This is a genomic window from Flavivirga aquatica, assembly GCF_001747085.1.
GTDB lineage: Bacteria > Bacteroidota > Bacteroidia > Flavobacteriales > Flavobacteriaceae > Algibacter_C > Algibacter_C aquatica.
The window spans coordinates 493507-511827 of record NZ_MDJD01000034.1 but is presented as its reverse complement, the minus strand read 5'-3'; the positions used below and the strand labels follow the sequence as shown (position 1 = coordinate 511827).

The following is an 18321-nucleotide window of genomic DNA, read 5'->3' as shown; positions in this document are numbered from 1 at the left end:
TATGAAATACGGATTACTTAAATATGACGAGAACAAACGCTTTTTTAATGTTGGAGACAACATTCAAAGCTTAGCAGCCAAACAATTTCTCCCTAAAACAGATGTCTTATTAAATAGAGAAAAGCTGGCAGATTACAAAGGAGATAAAAGTAAACTAATTATGAATGGGTGGTTTACACATAATATTCATAATTGGGTGCCTTCTGATGATATTGACCCTTTATTTGTTTCATTTCATATGAATAATACTGCTGCACCATATATGCTCAGTGAAAAAGGAATCACGTACCTTAAAAAACATGAACCAATTGGATGTAGAGATAAATTTACAGCAGACACGTTAAAAGCAAAAGGAATTGATGCTCATTTTACTGGTTGCTTAACTTTAACTTTAGATAGTTATAAAGTAGATGATTCTTTAAGAAATGATGAAATTTATATTGTAGATCCGCTGTATAATTACCCTAGATCATTAAAGGTGTTTTTCGATTTTAAAGCCATTATTAGAAATACTTTAAACGGAAAGATTTTTAAACTAGGTAAAAGACAAAAGCATATTAAAAAATTTATAAGTAAAGAGGTTTTAGATTCAGCAATACACGTAAATCAAGAGCCACCTTCAAACACCTATTCTGATGAAGAAAAATTTGAAATGGCAGAATCTCTTTTAAAGAAATATGCTAAAGCTAAATTAGTAATTACCTCTAGAATACATTGTGCTTTACCCTGTTTAGCCTTAGGTACCCCTGTTATTTTTATAAATGGTTTCGATAGTTTTGTAGATTCTTGCCGTTTTGATGGCATTTTAGAATTATTTAACAGAATAGATGTTAATCATGAAACTGGAGAATATACCTCTAACTTTAATTTAGATGGCCAAATTGATTTAAAAACAACTGTAACCAATTTAGGGCTTCACCATAAGCTAGCAGAACCTTTAAAAGAAAAATGTAAAAACTTTATTAATAATGCCAAGTAATAATATTACTAAGTTATTATACATCACTAATCAAATATGTGGATCTGGTGGTCTAGAGCGTGTTTTATCTATAAAGGCTAGCTATTTATCAGATCACTTAAATTATGAGGTTCATATTGTTACATTAAACCAAGGAGATAAACCTTTATTTTACAATTTCAGTAAAGCACTAATATATCATGACATTAGTGCAACAGGCAATTCTTTTAATTATTTTAAAGCATACACTAAAGGTTTAAAAAAAGTGGTAAACCATGTAAAACCAGACATAATATCTGTATGTGATGATGGTTTAAAAGGCTTTTTTGTACCGTGGTTTATAAAAAAACCATGTCCAATGGTATATGAAAGGCATGTCTCTAAAAACATTGAAATAAAAGCAGATAGTATTTCCTTATTTCAAAAAATAAAGCTTAAATTTATATTTGGACTAATGAATTTTGGTGCAAAACGATATAATAAGTTTGTTGTATTAACCAATGGAAATTTAGCTGAATGGAATTTAAAAAATTTGCAAGTTATTTCAAACCCACTTTCCTTCTACCCCAATGAAGTGTCTTCTTTAGAAAATAAAAAAGTAATTGCAGTTGGCAAACATTGTCACCAAAAAGGGTATGATAGATTATTAGAAAGTTGGAAATTAATTTCAAATAGTTATCCTGACTGGAAATTAGAAATTTATGGAACTATTGATAAAAATGAAGGCTTAGCAAATTTAGCCGAAAAGCTTAATATTAATAAAAGTGTGACATTTTTTCCTCCAGAAAAGAATATTGGAGAAAAATATCAAAGCGCTTCAATTTATGTTATGTCATCAAGATACGAAGGCTTTGGTATGGTTTTAATAGAAGCTATGGCCTATGGTGTACCTTGCGTATCTTTCGACTGCCCCTTTGGACCATCGGATATTATAAAAGATACTACAGATGGTTATTTAGCTCCAAATGGAGATACAAATATTCTAAGCGACAAAATAATGACATTAATTAAAGATGAATCACTTAGAAAACAAATGGGAACTAACGCTAGACAAAATGTATTACGTTACGCTCCTAAAGTTATAGTTCCTCAATGGGATAATCTATTTAAGGATTTAATTAATAAGACTTTATAATGAAAATAGTTTTTATAATAGATCAAGTATATAGACATGGTGGTATAGAACGTGTACTTTCAATAAAAGCTAATTATCTATCTACTATAAAAACTAATGACATACACATATTAACTACAGAGCAAGGTGATGAAAAAGCATGTTATGACTTTAATTCTAAAATTACTTTTAAAGACTTAAGTATTAATTACCATAAAAACAAGTCTTATTTTCATCCTAAAAATTTACTAAAATTACCAAACCATATATCGAAAGTTAAGTCTGAATTAAAAAAAATAAATCCAGATATAGTGGTTGTTTGCAGCCATAGTGCCGATACCTATTTCATGCCTTTTGTAAACAAGAAGATTCCTAAAATAAAAGAATTTCATTATTCAAAATTTATAGAAATAGATAAACGTAAAAATGCGTCAACACTATTTAAAAAGTTGTTTTTTAAATTTGCAGATTATGTGGAAACTAAATATGATAAGTTAGTAGTTTTAAACCCAGACGAAGCTAATTATTTTAAATCAAATAATACAATTACCATACCCAATCCGCTTACTTTTTATCCAGATAAAACTTCAAATTTAGACACCAATATTGTTATTTCTGCAGGAAGAATAGCGCCTGTTAAACGTTACGACATATTAATAGACATCTGGGAGTTAGTACACCAATCAAATACATCATGGGAATTACATATTTATGGAACTGGTGAAAGTCATTATTTAGATACTTTACAGAAAAAGATAATTGACAAAAAACTAGAAAAACATGTCTTTCTAAAAGGAGCTACAAGCCTTATAAAGGAAAAAATGCTTAATTCATCACTTTTTGTAATGACTTCTGAAAACGAATGCTTTCCTTTGGTTTTATTGGAAGCTCAAGCCTGCGGATTACCAATAATTTCTTTTGATTGTCCTAATGGTCCTAGAAATATTATTAGTAATAAGAACGGAAAACTAATAGATATGGAAGATACAAAAGGTTTTGCTGAAGCGATATTAAAAACTATTTCAAATCAAGACCTTAGAATTCCCCTAGGAAAAAACGCTAGAGCAAATGCTGCAAATTATAGCGTAGAAAAAGTTATGAATATCTGGTTACAAATGTTTGATAAACTAAAACACTCTAAATAATGAGAAAAATTTTATTCTCTTTATATAAACTATTATTGATACCACATCTTATACTATATAAGAAAAGTGCCAATAAAGCTATTATCAATCAAGATCTAAATCGCTGGTCTAAAGCAAAAAACATAGAAGGAAGTTATAACAAATTACTTTTGCATTTTCTAACAAATTCATCCGATTTTAGAACCATTTTTTATTTTCGTATACAAAGTATAATAACACATTTTCTTAATATATACTGTAAAAAGGAGTCAAATTTCACTATAGATATTACTACTAAATTAGCTGGAGGTATTCTAACAGGTCACCCCTATTCTACTATTTTAAATGCAGAATCTATTGGAAGTAATTTTTATGTAAACCATTTAGTAACTATTGGAGAAGTAAATGGAAAACGTCCTACTATAGGAAATAATGTATCTATATACACTGGAGCCATAGTTATTGGAGATATAACTATAGGTGATAATTGTAGCATTGGTGCTGGAGCTGTTGTCGTTAAAAGTATTCCTGACAACTGTGTTGTTGTTGGCAACCCATCTAAAATAATAAAGCAAGATGGTAAACGAATTGAAAATTAATTTTTAATATCAAGTAAATGTTTGACTTTGTTCCCATTCAGCATTACTATAATATATATTTAAATCTATGCTTAGCCCTAGTTTTATTTACAATGTTGCATACTTATGTATTAAAATTAGACGACAGTAAGAATATTATATTTATTAATGTCGTTGGTTATACTTTACTAATTTCATTGATTATTTATTTGGGAATGCGACCAATAAATGGAATTTTTGGAGATACTGTAAATTACAATAAAGCATATATTAAATATAGTCTCGGAGGTAGTATTGGAGATGAAGCCGATTATTATTGGCATGTTTTTATGCAATTTATGTCTCAAATAGTATCTATACATGTTTTTTTTACTATTTGTACGTTTATTTATATTTTTCCTTTATATCGTATTTCTAAAGAATTTTTTGGAAAGTATTGGTACTACTCCTTTATAATGTTCGTTGTATCATTTTCCTTTTACACCTATGCTGTAAATGGTGTTAGAAATGGAGCGGCTCTATCCTTGTTTCTTTGGGGGATATCATATCATAAAAGCAAACCTATAATGTTTGTTTTTTTCTTATTTGCCATGATGTTTCATAAAACAGCAATATTACCAATAGCAGCTTATTTAATAACAGGATATTATAACGACCCTAAAATATTTTTTAAGGGCTGGTTAGCATGTATACCACTTTCACTAACTATGGGAGCTGTTTGGATAACACTTTTTGCCAGTCTTGGTTTTGGAGACGATAGACTTTCAGGATATTTAACCTCCGAAGCTGAAGAAGGAACATTTTCTAGTACAGGCTTTCGTTGGGATTTTTTATTTCACAGTGCCTTTGCCGTTTTTTCAGGGTGGTATTTTATATATAAAAAACAGTTCCATGACGAGTTTTATTTTAGGCTATTAAATACTTATTTAATTTGCAATGGCTTTTGGATTTTAGTTATAAAAGCAAATTTCTCAAATAGATTTGCTTATTTATCATGGTTTATGATGGCTATTGTTGTTATTTACCCACTTTTAAAACAAAAATTTTTTAAGAACCAACATATTATGATAGGCAAAGTTGTATTTGCCTATTTTATGTTTACCTATTTAATGTATTTAGTATTTTATGTTTAAATAAATTATGAAAACACTCACGGTTTTTACACCAACCTACAATAGAGCCTTTTGCCTTAGTAACTGCTACGATAGCTTTGTAAGACAAACAAATAAGGATTTTAAATGGCTCATCATAGATGATGGATCTCAAGATGACACCAAAGAACTTGTTAATTCCTGGATTCAAGAAGATAAAATTGAAATAATATATCACTATCAGGAGAATCAAGGTATGCATGGCGGGCATAACGCTGCTTATAGCTTAATAGATACAGAATTAAATGTATGTATTGATTCTGATGATTTTATGCCAGATGATGCAGTGGAAATTATACTAAATATTTGGAATAAAAGGAATCGTAATAAAAACCTAGCAGGTATTATTGGTTTAGATGCTTTTAAAGATGGTACAATTGTAGAAAAAATACCAGAACGATTTAAGTATGCTACATTATCTGAACTTGAGGTCGAAAACAAAATAAAAGGGGATAAAAAAGTAGTTTTAAGAACCGATGTTGTAAAAGAGTTTCCACCCTACCCTATTACCAAAGAAGAGCGTTTAGTACCATTAGGAACATTATATTTAATGATCGATCAAAAGTATCAATACATTTGTTCTAACGAGGTATTTTGTACTATTGAATACTTAGAAGATGGCTCATCAAGAAATATCTTAAAACAATATAAAAAAAGTCCAAATGGCTTTTTATATTCTAGAATAATAGAAATGAAGTATTCTAAAAGTTTCTCATATACTTTTTCTAGAGCAATGCATTACATTTCATCTTGTATATTTATAAAAAAATGGTTTTTCACTAAAGAAAACCCAAAAAAGGCGATTACATTTTTAGCATTACCTTTTGGCTTTTTATTTCATGCATATATTCTATTTAAAATTAGAAAATGAAAATTCTACAAATAATAAATAGCCTAGATACAGGTGGAGCAGAAAAACTTATTCTAGAAACCATTCCATTATTTAACAAACGAAATGTTCAAACAGATTTGGCTGTTTTGAATGGTTTTGACTACCCTTTTTTAAAAATTCTAAAAAAGCTTAATTGCTGCTCTATTTTTTCTTTAGGGAATAAAAGCGTTTATAACCCTTTTTTAATTTTTAAAATCAGGCCTCTTTTAAAAAACTATGATATTGTACATGTACATATCTTTCCTAGTTTGTATTGGGTGGCATTAGCTAAAATGCTTAGTTTTTCTAAAGTTAAACTGGTTTATACAGAGCATAGCACATCTAACAACAGAAGAAAACGATTTATTTTCAAAATTTTAGATAAATTTATATATTCATTTTATTCTAAAATAATTACCATTTCTCCAGAAGTGGATACCAATATAAAAGCGCATTTAAAATATAATAATGATAAATTTGTTTTGGTACAAAATGGAATAAATTTAGATACTATTAAAAATGAAAAACCAATATCTAAAAAAGAGTTACTTCCAAATTTAGAAAATGATTCCTATATACTTACTCAAGTATCCTCATTTAGATATCCTAAAGATCAAAAAACGGTTATAAAATCTCTAAAAAAACTAAATGACAATGTGGTTTTAGTCTTAATTGGAGACGGTCCTTTACGCAATGAATGTGAAGTACTAGTTGAGGAATTAAATCTATCTAAAAGAGTATTTTTTCTTGGCATTAGAATGGATGTTATTAATATACTAAAAGCATCAGATATCATTATTTTATCATCTCATCATGAAGGGCTTTCATTATCTTCGGTTGAAGGTATGGCTTCAGAAAAACCTTTTATCGCCTCAGATGCACCAGGTTTAGGTGATATAGTTAGAAATGCAGGCATCTTATTTCCTATAAATGACGATTCATCTTTGGCTAAAGAAATATCAAAGTTGCTAGAAAATAGTGAACATTATCAAGAAACTGTAACTAAGTGTCTTAAAAGAGCTAATGATTACAGTATTGATAAAACCATAACTAAAGAAATAAATTTATATAAATCATTGTTAGAAAAATGAAATACTTAATTAGGTTAGATGACGCTTGCGAAACCATGGATTTAAATAAATGGCTTAGAATGGAAGCTTTACTTTTTAAATATAATGTAAAACCTCTAATTGCTGTAATACCAAATAATGAAGATGATATGCAAAAAATTGATGCATATAATGAGGATTTTTGGTCATGGTTAAAAGTTTTAGATAAAAAGGGTTGGGAAATAGGTTTGCATGGTAACGATCATGTATATAAAACTAACGAAGGAGGTATTAATCCTATACATAAAAGATCTGAATTTGCAGGTCTATCTTTAGAAGAACAAAAGGATAAAATAAAAAAAGGTTTCAATAAACTAATAGCTATGGGGTTTAACCCTAGAATATTTGTTGCTCCAAGTCACACCTTCGATTGGAATACTATAGAAGCTTTAAAATCGGAAAGCACTATTAATATAATTAGTGACACCATGGCTGCTAAACCCTATAAAATGAATGATTTCATTTTTATTCCGCAGCAAGTAGGTTCAGTAAGAGCTATTAAGTTCCCAGGAGTTTACACCTTTTGTTATCATCCTAATACTATGAATGATGCCGCTTTTAATCATTTAGAAAGCTTTTTAAAACAACATAAAAATGAATTCACCTCTTTTAGTGATTTAGATCTTAGTAATCTAAAGTCTAAATCTATACTAGATAAACTGTTTTCTTCTTTATATTTTCTGTTTAGAAAGGTTTTTAGGTAGTTTGATATATCTTCTAAATATTTTGAGTGTTAATTGAAAGGTTAAAAACCACTCCACGTTACCCATATATGCTTATTGAATAAGAAATTGTAAATCTTACAAGTTTGAAATCAACTTCTTTTAAGAAAGAGGTTGATTTCAAAAACATAAATAATTACCTCCTTTCAGAATCGTAAACGAACCTTTTAGCTGCTGCTATACTAAAATGGACTTGAAAACGAAATTGCTTTCTTTTTAGTATGACGATACGATTATTTTTCATAGTAGACCGTAGCATTACAAAAAAGTATGAGCAAGTCTTTTAAGTTCATTTTAGCTTATAATTAGTATTAATATCATACAGGACAATCTTTTCCTCCTTAAACAAATCCAAAGCCATCATACAAAACTTGTATATGCTTTTTGTAAGCCCATTAGTTTTTATAAAAATTTGATTAAAATCGCTAAAATGATAATCAAATAGCTCTTATTTAGATTTTTAACTTAAAAATATAGCTTTTTATATTTTTATTTTGTAGGTTTATACCTATAAAAATAAATTATTATTCGTCTAATCGCTTTATTATTTTAAAGCAAAAATTTAAAAATTATGAAAAAATTGATTTCTTCAATGGCAGCTATTGCCCTGACCTTAACTCTTTTTGCATTTGCACCGGTAGACAAGAACAACGATGTTACAAATGATATGATACCTAGCGAGGAAGATTTTAGGGCTGCTGGATGTAATGAATTAAATGAGACCATTTCTGGTTTTACTAGATGTTATAAAATTTCTTCAATTAAAGAACTTGGTCTTGCTGATGGAGAAGTAAAGGCTTTAAATAGTCTTTAATATTATTAAAAGGGCGGCAATCTGTGTATTTTAGATGTACGCCCTTATTTTTTATTATGTTTATAAATTTACAAATATGGTTATTTTAAGAAATGCCTCTTATTTAGTGTTTTTTTTATTTTTTTTTACTCAATCTTCATTAGCACAATTTCAAGCTAAAAATAAAATTCTTAAACTTAGGTATCAAAGTATCCCATTAAGTCAATATAATCTTTCTGATGAAGGCAGAAGAAGTAATGGTTCCTCAACTTCACATCAGGATATTCTCAATAATATAAAGGATTATTATAGCCTTTATATAAATTTGAAAGATAGGTCTTCAATATATGTCTTGGATTCAACAAAAAAAGACATTCCAAAGGGTGTGGGAGTAAGTCTTGCTGATAAAATAGAATTCACCTTTAAATCTTCTGAAAACAAAACATTTAAAAATGAATGGGTGCTGAATCAAGTATTCTTTTCAGAAGGAAAAGTTGGTGATATTGAATGGGAACTTACAAACGAGCAAAAAACAATTAATGGTTTAAAATGTTTCAAAGCGAAAGCAAAGGAACGTGAGTGGATGTTAACCGCATGGTATACAAAAGAGATTCCCGTATCAAATGGCCCTTCTATTTATCAAGGACTTCCTGGTTTAGTAGTTTGGGTTGAAGATTTTTTCAGAACAACCGAGATAATAGAAGTTTCTTACTCTAATAACGTAGAGCAATTTGAAAAGTTATATGCTAAACGAAATGATATTTTCAATAGTAAAGAGAATATAAAACACTACGAAAAAGAACCTCTTTTAATTGTTAAGAAATCTGATGCCGCAAACCAAATCTACAATATGATTCATGGAAAACGCTTTTAATGAAGAAAAAATAGCCCTATTCCTTAAAGACAATAAAAATAGTTTATGGATGAAGATTAAGAAAAGTTTAGTCCTCCTCTTCGTACTTTTCCACTTATCCTTAATATTTTTCCAAGCGTTTTGGTCCACATTAGATGTTTATTGGACAGTTAGATTAGACAAAACATTAAGTATTCCTATTTTAGATTTGTTCAAGCAAAATGAAAATATTGAGCCATATTATATCTTCTCGGGAACAAACACTGGTTATGGATTCTATGGTATCCAGACGGCTACAGAAAAATACTTAAGAACAACGTATTTAAACTCTGCTGGTAACGTTTTAGCTAGCAATAGACACCACGGATTTCAAACACTTAATGGAAGAACCAGATTTAAGAGTTATGCTTCCTTTTTAGGGAATTATATTTCTGATACAGAAAAGTTAAAAGAAAAAACAAACGTTGATGAATCCTTTAAGAAGGTACTCGAGTTTAGGCAAAACTATATTAAAAAGTCTTTTAAATGGATTGGAATGAACAACGCTAAAAAAATAAAGAATTGTGAGTCTTATAAGGTTGAATTAATATCGATTGTTCCAGTAGACATGATGGAGAAAGGAGCTAATAACGAAAAACCAAAATTGTATGCAATTCAAGAATATACTTTCCCTATACAGTAGAATACTATTTTTTTTTAGAGTAGTTAGTGAACTCCCAGCTTTTCTGTTTTTTTTCAGAGTTATGGTAGGGATTGTGGCTTTATTAGAACTAACTTCTATGTCCACAGATTTAGATTTATTCTTTTCAGAAAATCCAAAACTCTTTCCTCAGCAACTTTTTTATATACAATCTCCTTATTTTAAATACCTTCAACCTATTTACAATTATCTTGGAGAAGCTGGTCTTACAGATTTTATTAACCCAGGAATTCTTATTATGTATGGTGTTACCCTGCTGTTCGTAATTTTAGGACTTTTTACCAGACCCATGGCTATTCTATCATTAATACTTCAACTGTTCATCTATAAAAGTTTTGCAAAACTAAATTATGGGTTTGATAATTTTATGACGATGTCTCTCTTTTATTGTGTCCTATTTCCTATTGGAAAGTCATACTCCCTAGATACTGTATTATTCAAGATTAATGAAAAAATAGACTTTAATTACAGACGTATATTACAAATACATCTGATGATTGCATATTTTTTCTCTGGAATAGCTAAAGCTACGGATTTAGGATGGTGGAATGGAAAATCCATTTGGAAAGCGATTGCTTCTGTTGATAATGAGTTTTATTCTACGCCTTCAATAATTTTAGTGCTGCTAGGGATTTCTACAGTTTTACTTGAGTTTTTATATCCTTTTTTGGTTTGGTTTAAACCTACTCGAAAATATACTCTTTTTGCTATAGTTTCAATGCATATAGGTATTGCAATTACAATGGATTTATTCGCTTTTTCAGCAATTATGATTATATGGAACTTAAGTGCTTTTGGAGAAATCAATTTAAATACTAAGACCAAGACTAAAAATGAAGTGGCACTTTAGTATTCTTTCTTTTTTCTTTCTTATTATAACCTATGGACAAGAAAATCAAATTAGAGGAAGAATTCTGGATAGTTATGGAGTGCCCATACCTTTTGCCAATATTATTGTAAATGATAATGCTTCACCTTCCAAGACTATAACTTATGGGTATAGTGATAATAAAGGAGAGTTTAGAATTGATATTTCTGAAAATCTAGAAATCGTTTTTTTGAATATAACATGCATTGGATATGTAGAAAAATCGGTAAGCTACCACTCTAAATCAAATAAATATCTAGAAATCAACATTGAAACAAGTGTAACCAAACTTAAAGAAGTGGTTATAGAAGCTCGTCAATTGAGAGACACTCTAAAGCTAGATATTAAGAATATGAACCTTTCAAAGGATGATAACTTAAGAAAAATGCTAGAAAAAACTGGAGGAGTAATATTAAGCGAAGATGGCAGTATCTCATATCAAGGGAAACAAATCAATAGGGTTCTGGTTAATGGAAAGGAAGTTTTTGTCAATCAAAACAAGGTAGCATTAGATAATATTACATATGACATAATGAAAGGGGTTCAAGTTATCAATAATTATAAAGATAAGTTTTCTCTGGATTTTGATAGAATTCGTAGCCCTGTAATAAATATTGAGACAAAATCTGAGTTTAAAGGTGTTTTAAAGGCAGAAATTGATTTAGGTTACGGTCATAAAAAAAATTATTTGTTTGGAGGAAAAGGTTTCTTTTTTTCTGATAAAATCAATGCCTTCCTTACCAGTAATTCTAATAATTTTGGAAAGAAAGAATTTAGTCAAAAAGACATTTCTACCCCTATTCAACAATATGCTTCTCCTGCATTAAGAGGTTTATTATCCCCCTTTTTTGAAACAAATCAACGAGCTAGGAAGAGTTTTATAAGCAGTAGCAGTATAACATTAAGAAAAGAGAAGAAAAACAGTAAAAGCGGTATCGTTTTGTACTACGGTGCTACTAGTAATGAGGTGTTAAGAAGTCAAAATATATTTATAGGTGACACCTTAATAAGAAAAAGTCATTTAGATTTAAGGGAAGAAGGACATTTTGTATCTGCAACAATAAACCATGTTCAAAAACTTAGTTCAAAAACAGTCTTACAGAATATCTTTAGTTCGGTAATAACCACAAAAGAGAATAATAACATGTCCTTGGATAGTCTATTTAGTCCGAACCTTTCGTTTTTTTTGGAACGGACAAAAATAAAACCAAGTAATTTTTCTGTAGTAAATTCTTTGAAAGTGACAAGCTTACTTAATTACCATACTTCATTTAATATTAATTTAGATTTTTATCAAGAAAATATTTCAAACAATTTAGATACTCAACTTATAAATTCGACTACTCCTAAAGTTATTCAAAAGGAAGACTTTTCTAAACAACACTTTTCATTTAATCCGAACTTTAAATTCAAGCTTAAAAATGCTTCATTAAATCTTGGAGGAAATTTAATAAGCAGAAGGGAGAAGGCTATCTTAAATAATCAGGGTAACTTATTTGGAGAAAATAAAAGAAAAAGACATCTTGTAATTTCAGAGCTTTTGGCGTTATATAAAGGATATGTAGGTAAGCTTGATTATAATTTTTCTTTTACCCCTACACTTATCTACTCAGAAAAATCAAATAATAGCACTATTTCAAAAATGTCTCATACGTTGGTTTATAACTTTGAAACCCAAAAAAAAATAAGTATTGGATTTAGAAGGCGTTTCTATTTTCAAGACCTTACCATGATGTTTGATACAATTATAAAATCTGTTAATAACATTGTTGTAAGTGATATAAAAAGAAATGATGGTTTTTCGGTGAAAGATATAGCTTCCTTTAGTTGGTTTAATAACAACGTTGCAAAATCAAAAAGTACATTTTTTATATATAATTATTCAAAGGAAAATAACTTTCTTCAAAGTACCTTGGATTCTGTTTCTAATAATATATTTTTCTATTCCAATAGAGTATTTGATGACAAACATACACACAATATAAATCTTGGAATAAAAAAGGGATTCTATTTAGGCTCCAAACTAAACCGATTAGATTTAAGCGGAGGTTTGAAGTTTAGTTTCACCGATTATCCTACAATTTTTAGTGGACTTGAGACTGATGCTAATATTACTTCATGGGAACCTTCAATTGCTATCACTTATGTTCCAAGAAAAATTTTCATTCGAGAAATAACAAATGTATCAAAATATAGACCTCAGATTTTTCGTGTTGGAGATGTAGAAACTAATAGGCAAACTATTTTTAATAATAGGCTTACTATTGAAGGAGGCAGACAAGAAATTAATTGGTCTGTAGATTTTGACTATCAATTCTATAATGTTCAACAGGATAATTTTGGTGTTCTAGATCTTAATTTATTATTTGGTTATGAAGTATCAGATAAGTTTAAACTTAGTTTAAAAGGTCAATCCATACTATCACTTTTTAAAATTAATAATTTCAATTCGGTAAATACATTATCTAATGGCAATGTCGTAACACAAACATTCAATAATAACAATCTTGGTTTCCTTTTATTAAATGCTACAATTAAGCTTTAGTCTCATACATAAATACTTGATTAAACATGAGGGATTTAACAACATGATAAAGGTCTATACAATAATTCCGCAACTATATTATACAAGCAAATCACAGCGTTTTAGTTCTTAAAACAATAATCGGCTTTAATACGTCATTTCATAATTAAATCTGTATTAATTAAAATACGCAGATCAATAATTTTAGTAAAATGATTAACAAAGGCATAAAAAAGGTTTGTATTTATAACGGATAAATTTGTCTCGTATAAAGTTATGTTATAAATTTGCTTTCTAATACAATTAAATATGTTTTCTAAATCGTGTGAATATGGACTTAGAGCAATAATATACATTGCGCAACAAAGTGCTCAAGATGTAAAGGTAAGTTTATCTACCATATCTGAAGCTATAAATTCTCCTCAAGCATTTACTGCTAAAGTTTTGCAACAACTTACACGTAATAATATTGTAAAATCTATTAAAGGACCATACGGTGGTTTTATAATTGAAAATGATAAAATGAATAGCATTAAGCTTAGTCATGTAGTAAAAATATTAGATGGCGATTCTATTTATACCAGTTGTGGTTTAGGTTTAGATAAATGTAACGATAACGCACCTTGTCCCTTACATTTTAAGTTTATAGAAGTTAGAAATCAGCTTAAAAACATGTTAGAGAATACAACTTTAAAAATGATGGTAAGTGATATGAGTACAGATATATTTCATTTAAAAGGTTAAAATTTAATTTTATAAAGGATAAAAAGATCCACATATAGCTTATAAAGCAAATAAAATCATCTTAAAGACTTACAATTAAAAAAACAAATGCAAAATAACATAAAAGAAAAGAAAACCTTAAGGGTAACTATTACCGATTTATATAACGATGTTTTTGATTTATTCTTTACAAAACATCAATATTCAAACTTAAGGTTTTTAATAGCTAATAATTATCCTGAAGAATTGGAGCATGCAAAGGTCGTAGTTTATGCGGTACATGCCATGTAAAAACATATGTAAAGATTAAAGAGGTTATATAAATTACTGAAAAAGAAACACTTAAAAACTATACGATATAGGCATAAATAGTCGCTTATCATGTCAAATTATGCTAGATGAAAAAATTAATAATATAACTTTTGAAATACAAAATGATAACTAAAATACTATGAATATTAACAATAAAACTCCAATAGGCAATATTACTGCAGAAAATAAGATAACATTTTCTTTATTAAAAGAGTTTGAAAAAAACTTACATAAACACCTCCATTTGGAAAACAATATCCTATTAAAAAAGAGATTCAATTAAAGCAATTATTACAAAACTTAAATTAACTGAAAAATGAAAAAAACTTGGATAGCATTTATTAGCGTTATAACCTTATCGTTTATAGCTTTAATTTGGGTAGGGACAGAAGTTTATCAAACACAGCCACCTATACCAAATAAAGTTATTGTAAAAGATTCCGGAGATATTGTTTACACAAAAGAAGATATTCAAATAGGTCAAAATATCTGGGAATCTATTGGAGGAATGGAAGTAGGTTCTATTTGGGGACATGGTAGTTATGTTGCTCCAGATTGGACAGCCGATTGGATACATAAAGAAGCTCGTTTTTTACTAGAATATTGGGCTAACAAAGATTTTAAAACCCCATACAACAACTTAAATGCAGAAAGACAGGCAGCAATTAAAGCACGCCTAATTAACGATATTAAAACCAATACATTTAATAAAACCTCCAATACCATTACTATATCTAAAGAACGATTGGAGGCTATTAAGGCAAATATCAAGCATTATACTTCTATTTTTTCTGAAGGAAAAGAAGAATATGCAATTCCCAAAGGCGCATTAGTAGATCCTGTTAAATTAGAACAGTTAAATGCTTTTTTATTTTGGACCTCTTGGGCTGCAAGTACCAACAGACCTAATAAAGAGTATACATATACCTCAAATTGGCCACATGAACCTTTAATTGATAATGTAATTACAAAAAGTTCGATTATATGGTCTGGATTATCAATTGTCTTATTACTTCTATTTATTGGAATCCTTACTTTTTACTATTTGCGAAATCATGAAAAAGGTGAGGTTATAGCTAAGCCTGATAAAGATCCATTAACAAAAATGACATTTGTTAGTTCGCAAAAAGCAGTACTAAAATATTTTATTGTTATTTCTCTTTTAATTGGGTTACAAGTTGTTTTAGGTATAATAACCGTACATTATACTGTTGAAGGACAAGCCTTTTTTGGGTTTGATTTATCAAAGTATTTACCTTATTCTGTTACTAGAACTTGGCATACACAATTAGCAATATTCTGGATTGCTGCAACATGGTTAGCCACAGGTTTATTTTTAGCTCCCATGATTTCTGGTAAAGAAATGAAATATCAAATTTTTGGCATTAATTTCTTATTTATAGCATTACTTGTTATTGTTTTAGGGTCTATGCTTGGAGAATGGTTAGGGATTCATCAATTTTTAGAACTTACCACTAACTTTTTCTTTGGGCACCAAGGTTATGAATATATGGACCTAGGACGGTTTTGGCAAATATTGCTTGGCATTGGTTTAGTTTTATGGGTATTCATCGTTGGAAGACATATTTTACATGCTATTCGCAAAAATGACTCTTCAAAGCAATTATTAATCATTTTATTAGTATCTGTTGTAGCCATTGGTATGTTCTTTTTCTCTGGATTAATGTATGGAGAAAATAGTAGCTTACCTGTTATTAACTATTGGAGATGGTGGCTAGTACATTTATGGGTTGAAGGCTTTTTTGAAGTTTTTGCTACTGTGGTTATAGCATTTATTTTTTCTAAAATGAAAATAATATCATCTAAAACCGCAGGAAGAGTTTCGGTAGCCTCTGCAACCATATTTTTAGCTGGAGGTATAATAGGTACATTACACCACTTATATTATTCTGGTACGCCTTTACAAGCTATAGCATTGGGTGCTACATTTAGTGCTTTAGAAGTTGTTCCATTAACATTAATGGGCTTTGAAATTAAAGAAACCTGGAGCCTATTAAAAAGTAGACAATGGATGCAAAAATACAAATGGCCAATATTTTTCTTTATTGCTGTATCGTTTTGGAATTTTATTGGAGCTGGAGTCTTTGGCTTCCTTATTAACCCTCCAATAGCTTTATACTATGTGCAAGGACTAAACACTACTGCTGTTCATGCTCATACCGCTCTATTTGGTGTATACGGTATGCTAGGTATGGGATTTATTTTAATTTGTTTAAGATTTTATTCTAATAGAATTTGGGAAAGCAAAAAGCTAAAAAGAGCGTTTTGGTTTTTAAATATAGGCTTAGTAGCCATGGTACTTTTTAGTTTACTTCCTATAGGAATAATCCAAGCGTACACCTCTATCACTAAAGGATATTCTTTTGCTAGAGATGCAGATTTATTGTATTCTCCAACGGTACAAACATTAAAGTGGCTTAGAATGATTGGAGATATTATTTTTTCTGTTGGTATATATTATTTCTGTTGGTTTACCATTTCTGAAACGATCTATAGCTACAAGAGAAAAAAGAATAATAGTTAATCTACACAATGAAAGACATAGAACATAGAGAAGATGTTAGTTTATTAGTAAATACCTTTTACGATAGTATAAGAAAAGATGAATTATTAGGTCCAATTTTTAATATGCATATTAAAGAAGAACAATGGCCGATTCACTTAAATAAGTTAACAGATTTTTGGGTGACTGCTCTTTTTGGAGTTAGTTGTTTTAAAGGAAATCCAACCATAGCTCACAAGACTGTAGATAAAAATTTAAATCACACCATTGCTCAACATCATTTTGAGCAATGGGTGTTTTTGTGGCATAATACGGTCGATTCTTTATTTATAGGTATATATGCAAGTAGAGCAAAGAAAGCCGCAGAAAAAATGGCTCATAACCAATTCAATATTATTAGTAGTTTTAGAACTTGATTTTATTAACTATCTCATTATCAATAAATATAGATTTAACTAATAGCTCTTATTATTTTTAAATGTTCTATTTTTCACGTAAATTAAAATGTTATTTTATAACTATTATAATTTTCTATAAATATTTAAATCCCCTTTTCTCTTGACTGTATTTTAATTACATATTAATCCTATTTACTAAAATTAATAATCATGAATCCAATACAAGTATTAAGTATCGTACTCATTGTTTTCTTTTTAGCAGGAATACGCATTGTTTACGAATATAAACGAGCTCCTAAGTTTAGGTTTGGTAAATATATTAAAACTTTAAAACCTGGTTTTAGATGGATTATTCCAATTGTTGAAACAATTCAAATAGTAGACATACGTGTAATTACTATTAATATTGTTTCTCAAGAAGTAATGACAGAAGATAATGTTCCTTGTAGTATTGATGGAGTATTGTTTTTTAAAATTGATGATCCTGAGCGGGCTGTATTAGAAGTTGAAGAGTATAAATTTGCTATCACTCAACTTGCTCAAGCTGCTTTAAGAGACGTTTGTGGTAAAGTAGAGCTGGATACTATTTTATCTAAACGGGAAGAGATGGGTAAAAATATAAAAAGCATTGTAGAAATAGAAACCAAAGAATGGGGTATCTATATTAATGATGTAAAAATTAAAGATATTCAATTACCAGAAAATATGCGACGTATGATGGCTAACCAAGCAGAAGCAGAACGTTCTAGACGTGCAAAAATTATATTAGCCTTGGCCGAAGAGCAAGCTGCAGGAAAATTGCTTGAGGCAGGGAAATTAATAGATCAATCTCCTTCTGCTATTAAATTAAGGCTTTATCAAACATTATCTAACATTGCAGCAGAGAAGAATTCTACTATTCTTTTTCCTTTTCCTGAAGAGGCATTGTATAAAAGAAACCGTAATAAAAAAAAATAATTCTTATTTAGAAATATACTTTTACAAGTGTATAACATTCAA

Annotated in this window: 18 protein-coding genes; all 18 read left to right on the top strand. The window is 29.1% G+C overall.

The window, feature by feature from the left end; translation table 11 throughout:
* Position 1 precedes the first annotated feature (1 nt).
* The 18 genes from A8C32_RS08360 to A8C32_RS08275 all read left to right on the top strand — a co-directional run bounded on the left by A8C32_RS08360 (position 2) and on the right by A8C32_RS08275 (position 18279).
* Positions 2-979 carry a polysaccharide pyruvyl transferase family protein gene (locus A8C32_RS08360; protein ID WP_069829971.1) on the top strand — a complete coding sequence of 326 codons (978 nt, stop codon included), beginning with the start codon at positions 2-4 and terminating at the stop codon, positions 977-979.
* A complete protein-coding gene (locus tag A8C32_RS08355) occupies positions 969-2093 on the top strand; it encodes a glycosyltransferase family 4 protein (RefSeq protein WP_069829970.1) in 1125 nt (374 codons plus the stop codon). Before A8C32_RS08360 ends, A8C32_RS08355 begins: the two co-directional genes overlap by 11 nt.
* On the top strand, positions 2093-3217 hold the full coding sequence (locus A8C32_RS08350) for a glycosyltransferase family 4 protein (RefSeq protein WP_069829969.1): 1125 nt from the start codon (positions 2093-2095) through the stop codon (positions 3215-3217). Before A8C32_RS08355 ends, A8C32_RS08350 begins: the two co-directional genes overlap by 1 nt.
* The gene (locus A8C32_RS08345; protein WP_069829968.1) at positions 3217-3795 is read left to right on the top strand and encodes a serine O-acetyltransferase; all 579 of its coding nucleotides are present in this window, start codon (positions 3217-3219) and stop codon (positions 3793-3795) included. Before A8C32_RS08350 ends, A8C32_RS08345 begins: the two co-directional genes overlap by 1 nt.
* 92 nt (positions 3796-3887) lie before the next feature.
* Positions 3888-4907: an EpsG family protein gene (locus A8C32_RS08340; protein ID WP_240491713.1), complete on the top strand. Its 1020-nt coding sequence runs from the start codon at positions 3888-3890 to the stop codon at positions 4905-4907.
* A gap of 7 nt (positions 4908-4914) precedes the next feature.
* Complete coding sequence (locus tag A8C32_RS08335) at positions 4915-5796, top strand: glycosyltransferase family 2 protein (protein WP_069829966.1); 882 nt, start codon at positions 4915-4917, stop codon at positions 5794-5796.
* On the top strand, positions 5793-6887 hold the full coding sequence (locus A8C32_RS08330; RefSeq protein WP_069829965.1) for a glycosyltransferase: 1095 nt from the start codon (positions 5793-5795) through the stop codon (positions 6885-6887). The genes A8C32_RS08335 and A8C32_RS08330 overlap by 4 nt, the downstream gene beginning before the upstream one ends.
* Positions 6884-7609, top strand: coding sequence for a DUF2334 domain-containing protein (locus tag A8C32_RS08325; RefSeq protein WP_069829964.1), 726 nt, complete (start codon positions 6884-6886; stop codon positions 7607-7609). Before A8C32_RS08330 ends, A8C32_RS08325 begins: the two co-directional genes overlap by 4 nt.
* Before the next feature lie 589 nt (positions 7610-8198).
* Positions 8199-8441, top strand: a complete 243-nt coding sequence (locus A8C32_RS08320) for a hypothetical protein (RefSeq protein ID WP_069829963.1) — start codon at positions 8199-8201, stop codon at positions 8439-8441.
* Between the two features lie 76 nt (positions 8442-8517).
* Complete coding sequence (locus A8C32_RS08315; RefSeq protein WP_165605811.1) at positions 8518-9294, top strand: GLPGLI family protein; 777 nt, start codon at positions 8518-8520, stop codon at positions 9292-9294.
* A 49-nt stretch (positions 9295-9343) separates the two neighbouring features.
* Positions 9344-9955 carry a hypothetical protein gene (locus A8C32_RS08310; protein ID WP_123803363.1) on the top strand — a complete coding sequence of 204 codons (612 nt, stop codon included), beginning with the start codon at positions 9344-9346 and terminating at the stop codon, positions 9953-9955.
* Between the two features lie 97 nt (positions 9956-10052).
* Complete coding sequence (locus A8C32_RS08305; RefSeq protein ID WP_123803361.1) at positions 10053-10823, top strand: HTTM domain-containing protein; 771 nt, start codon at positions 10053-10055, stop codon at positions 10821-10823.
* The gene (locus tag A8C32_RS08300) at positions 10807-13386 is read left to right on the top strand and encodes a peptidase associated/transthyretin-like domain-containing protein (protein ID WP_069829959.1); all 2580 of its coding nucleotides are present in this window, start codon (positions 10807-10809) and stop codon (positions 13384-13386) included. The genes A8C32_RS08305 and A8C32_RS08300 overlap by 17 nt, the downstream gene beginning before the upstream one ends.
* Before the next feature lie 288 nt (positions 13387-13674).
* Positions 13675-14109, top strand: coding sequence for an RrF2 family transcriptional regulator (locus A8C32_RS08295; RefSeq protein ID WP_069829958.1), 435 nt, complete (start codon positions 13675-13677; stop codon positions 14107-14109).
* Positions 14110-14196: 87 nt separating this feature from the next.
* Positions 14197-14379 (top strand): hypothetical protein, encoded by a 183-nt coding sequence (locus A8C32_RS08290; RefSeq protein WP_069829957.1) that lies wholly within the window; start codon positions 14197-14199, stop codon positions 14377-14379.
* A 337-nt stretch (positions 14380-14716) separates the two neighbouring features.
* The gene (locus A8C32_RS08285; RefSeq protein WP_069829956.1) at positions 14717-16945 is read left to right on the top strand and encodes a nitric-oxide reductase large subunit; all 2229 of its coding nucleotides are present in this window, start codon (positions 14717-14719) and stop codon (positions 16943-16945) included.
* A gap of 8 nt (positions 16946-16953) precedes the next feature.
* The gene (locus A8C32_RS08280) at positions 16954-17340 is read left to right on the top strand and encodes a group III truncated hemoglobin (RefSeq protein WP_069829955.1); all 387 of its coding nucleotides are present in this window, start codon (positions 16954-16956) and stop codon (positions 17338-17340) included.
* Positions 17341-17532: 192 nt separating this feature from the next.
* Positions 17533-18279 carry a slipin family protein gene (locus A8C32_RS08275; protein ID WP_069829954.1) on the top strand — a complete coding sequence of 249 codons (747 nt, stop codon included), beginning with the start codon at positions 17533-17535 and terminating at the stop codon, positions 18277-18279.
* Positions 18280-18321: the final 42 nt, after the last annotated feature.

Bases quoted from the DNA above. Each gene is read 5' to 3' on its own strand.
- A8C32_RS08360 (WP_069829971.1), top strand. From the start codon at position 2: ATGAAATACGGATTACTTAAATATGACGAGAACAAACGCTTTTTTAAT.
- A8C32_RS08355 (WP_069829970.1), top strand. From the start codon at position 969: ATGCCAAGTAATAATATTACTAAGTTATTATACATCACTAATCAAATA.
- A8C32_RS08350 (WP_069829969.1), top strand. From the start codon at position 2,093: ATGAAAATAGTTTTTATAATAGATCAAGTATATAGACATGGTGGTATA.
- A8C32_RS08345 (WP_069829968.1), top strand. From the start codon at position 3,217: ATGAGAAAAATTTTATTCTCTTTATATAAACTATTATTGATACCACAT.
- A8C32_RS08340 (WP_240491713.1), top strand. From the start codon at position 3,888: ATGTTGCATACTTATGTATTAAAATTAGACGACAGTAAGAATATTATA.
- A8C32_RS08335 (WP_069829966.1), top strand. From the start codon at position 4,915: ATGAAAACACTCACGGTTTTTACACCAACCTACAATAGAGCCTTTTGC.
- A8C32_RS08330 (WP_069829965.1), top strand. From the start codon at position 5,793: ATGAAAATTCTACAAATAATAAATAGCCTAGATACAGGTGGAGCAGAA.
- A8C32_RS08325 (WP_069829964.1), top strand. From the start codon at position 6,884: ATGAAATACTTAATTAGGTTAGATGACGCTTGCGAAACCATGGATTTA.
- A8C32_RS08320 (WP_069829963.1), top strand. From the start codon at position 8,199: ATGAAAAAATTGATTTCTTCAATGGCAGCTATTGCCCTGACCTTAACT.
- A8C32_RS08315 (WP_165605811.1), top strand. From the start codon at position 8,518: ATGGTTATTTTAAGAAATGCCTCTTATTTAGTGTTTTTTTTATTTTTT.
- A8C32_RS08310 (WP_123803363.1), top strand. From the start codon at position 9,344: ATGAAGATTAAGAAAAGTTTAGTCCTCCTCTTCGTACTTTTCCACTTA.
- A8C32_RS08305 (WP_123803361.1), top strand. From the start codon at position 10,053: ATGTCCACAGATTTAGATTTATTCTTTTCAGAAAATCCAAAACTCTTT.
- A8C32_RS08300 (WP_069829959.1), top strand. From the start codon at position 10,807: ATGAAGTGGCACTTTAGTATTCTTTCTTTTTTCTTTCTTATTATAACC.
- A8C32_RS08295 (WP_069829958.1), top strand. From the start codon at position 13,675: ATGTTTTCTAAATCGTGTGAATATGGACTTAGAGCAATAATATACATT.
- A8C32_RS08290 (WP_069829957.1), top strand. From the start codon at position 14,197: ATGCAAAATAACATAAAAGAAAAGAAAACCTTAAGGGTAACTATTACC.
- A8C32_RS08285 (WP_069829956.1), top strand. From the start codon at position 14,717: ATGAAAAAAACTTGGATAGCATTTATTAGCGTTATAACCTTATCGTTT.
- A8C32_RS08280 (WP_069829955.1), top strand. From the start codon at position 16,954: ATGAAAGACATAGAACATAGAGAAGATGTTAGTTTATTAGTAAATACC.
- A8C32_RS08275 (WP_069829954.1), top strand. From the start codon at position 17,533: ATGAATCCAATACAAGTATTAAGTATCGTACTCATTGTTTTCTTTTTA.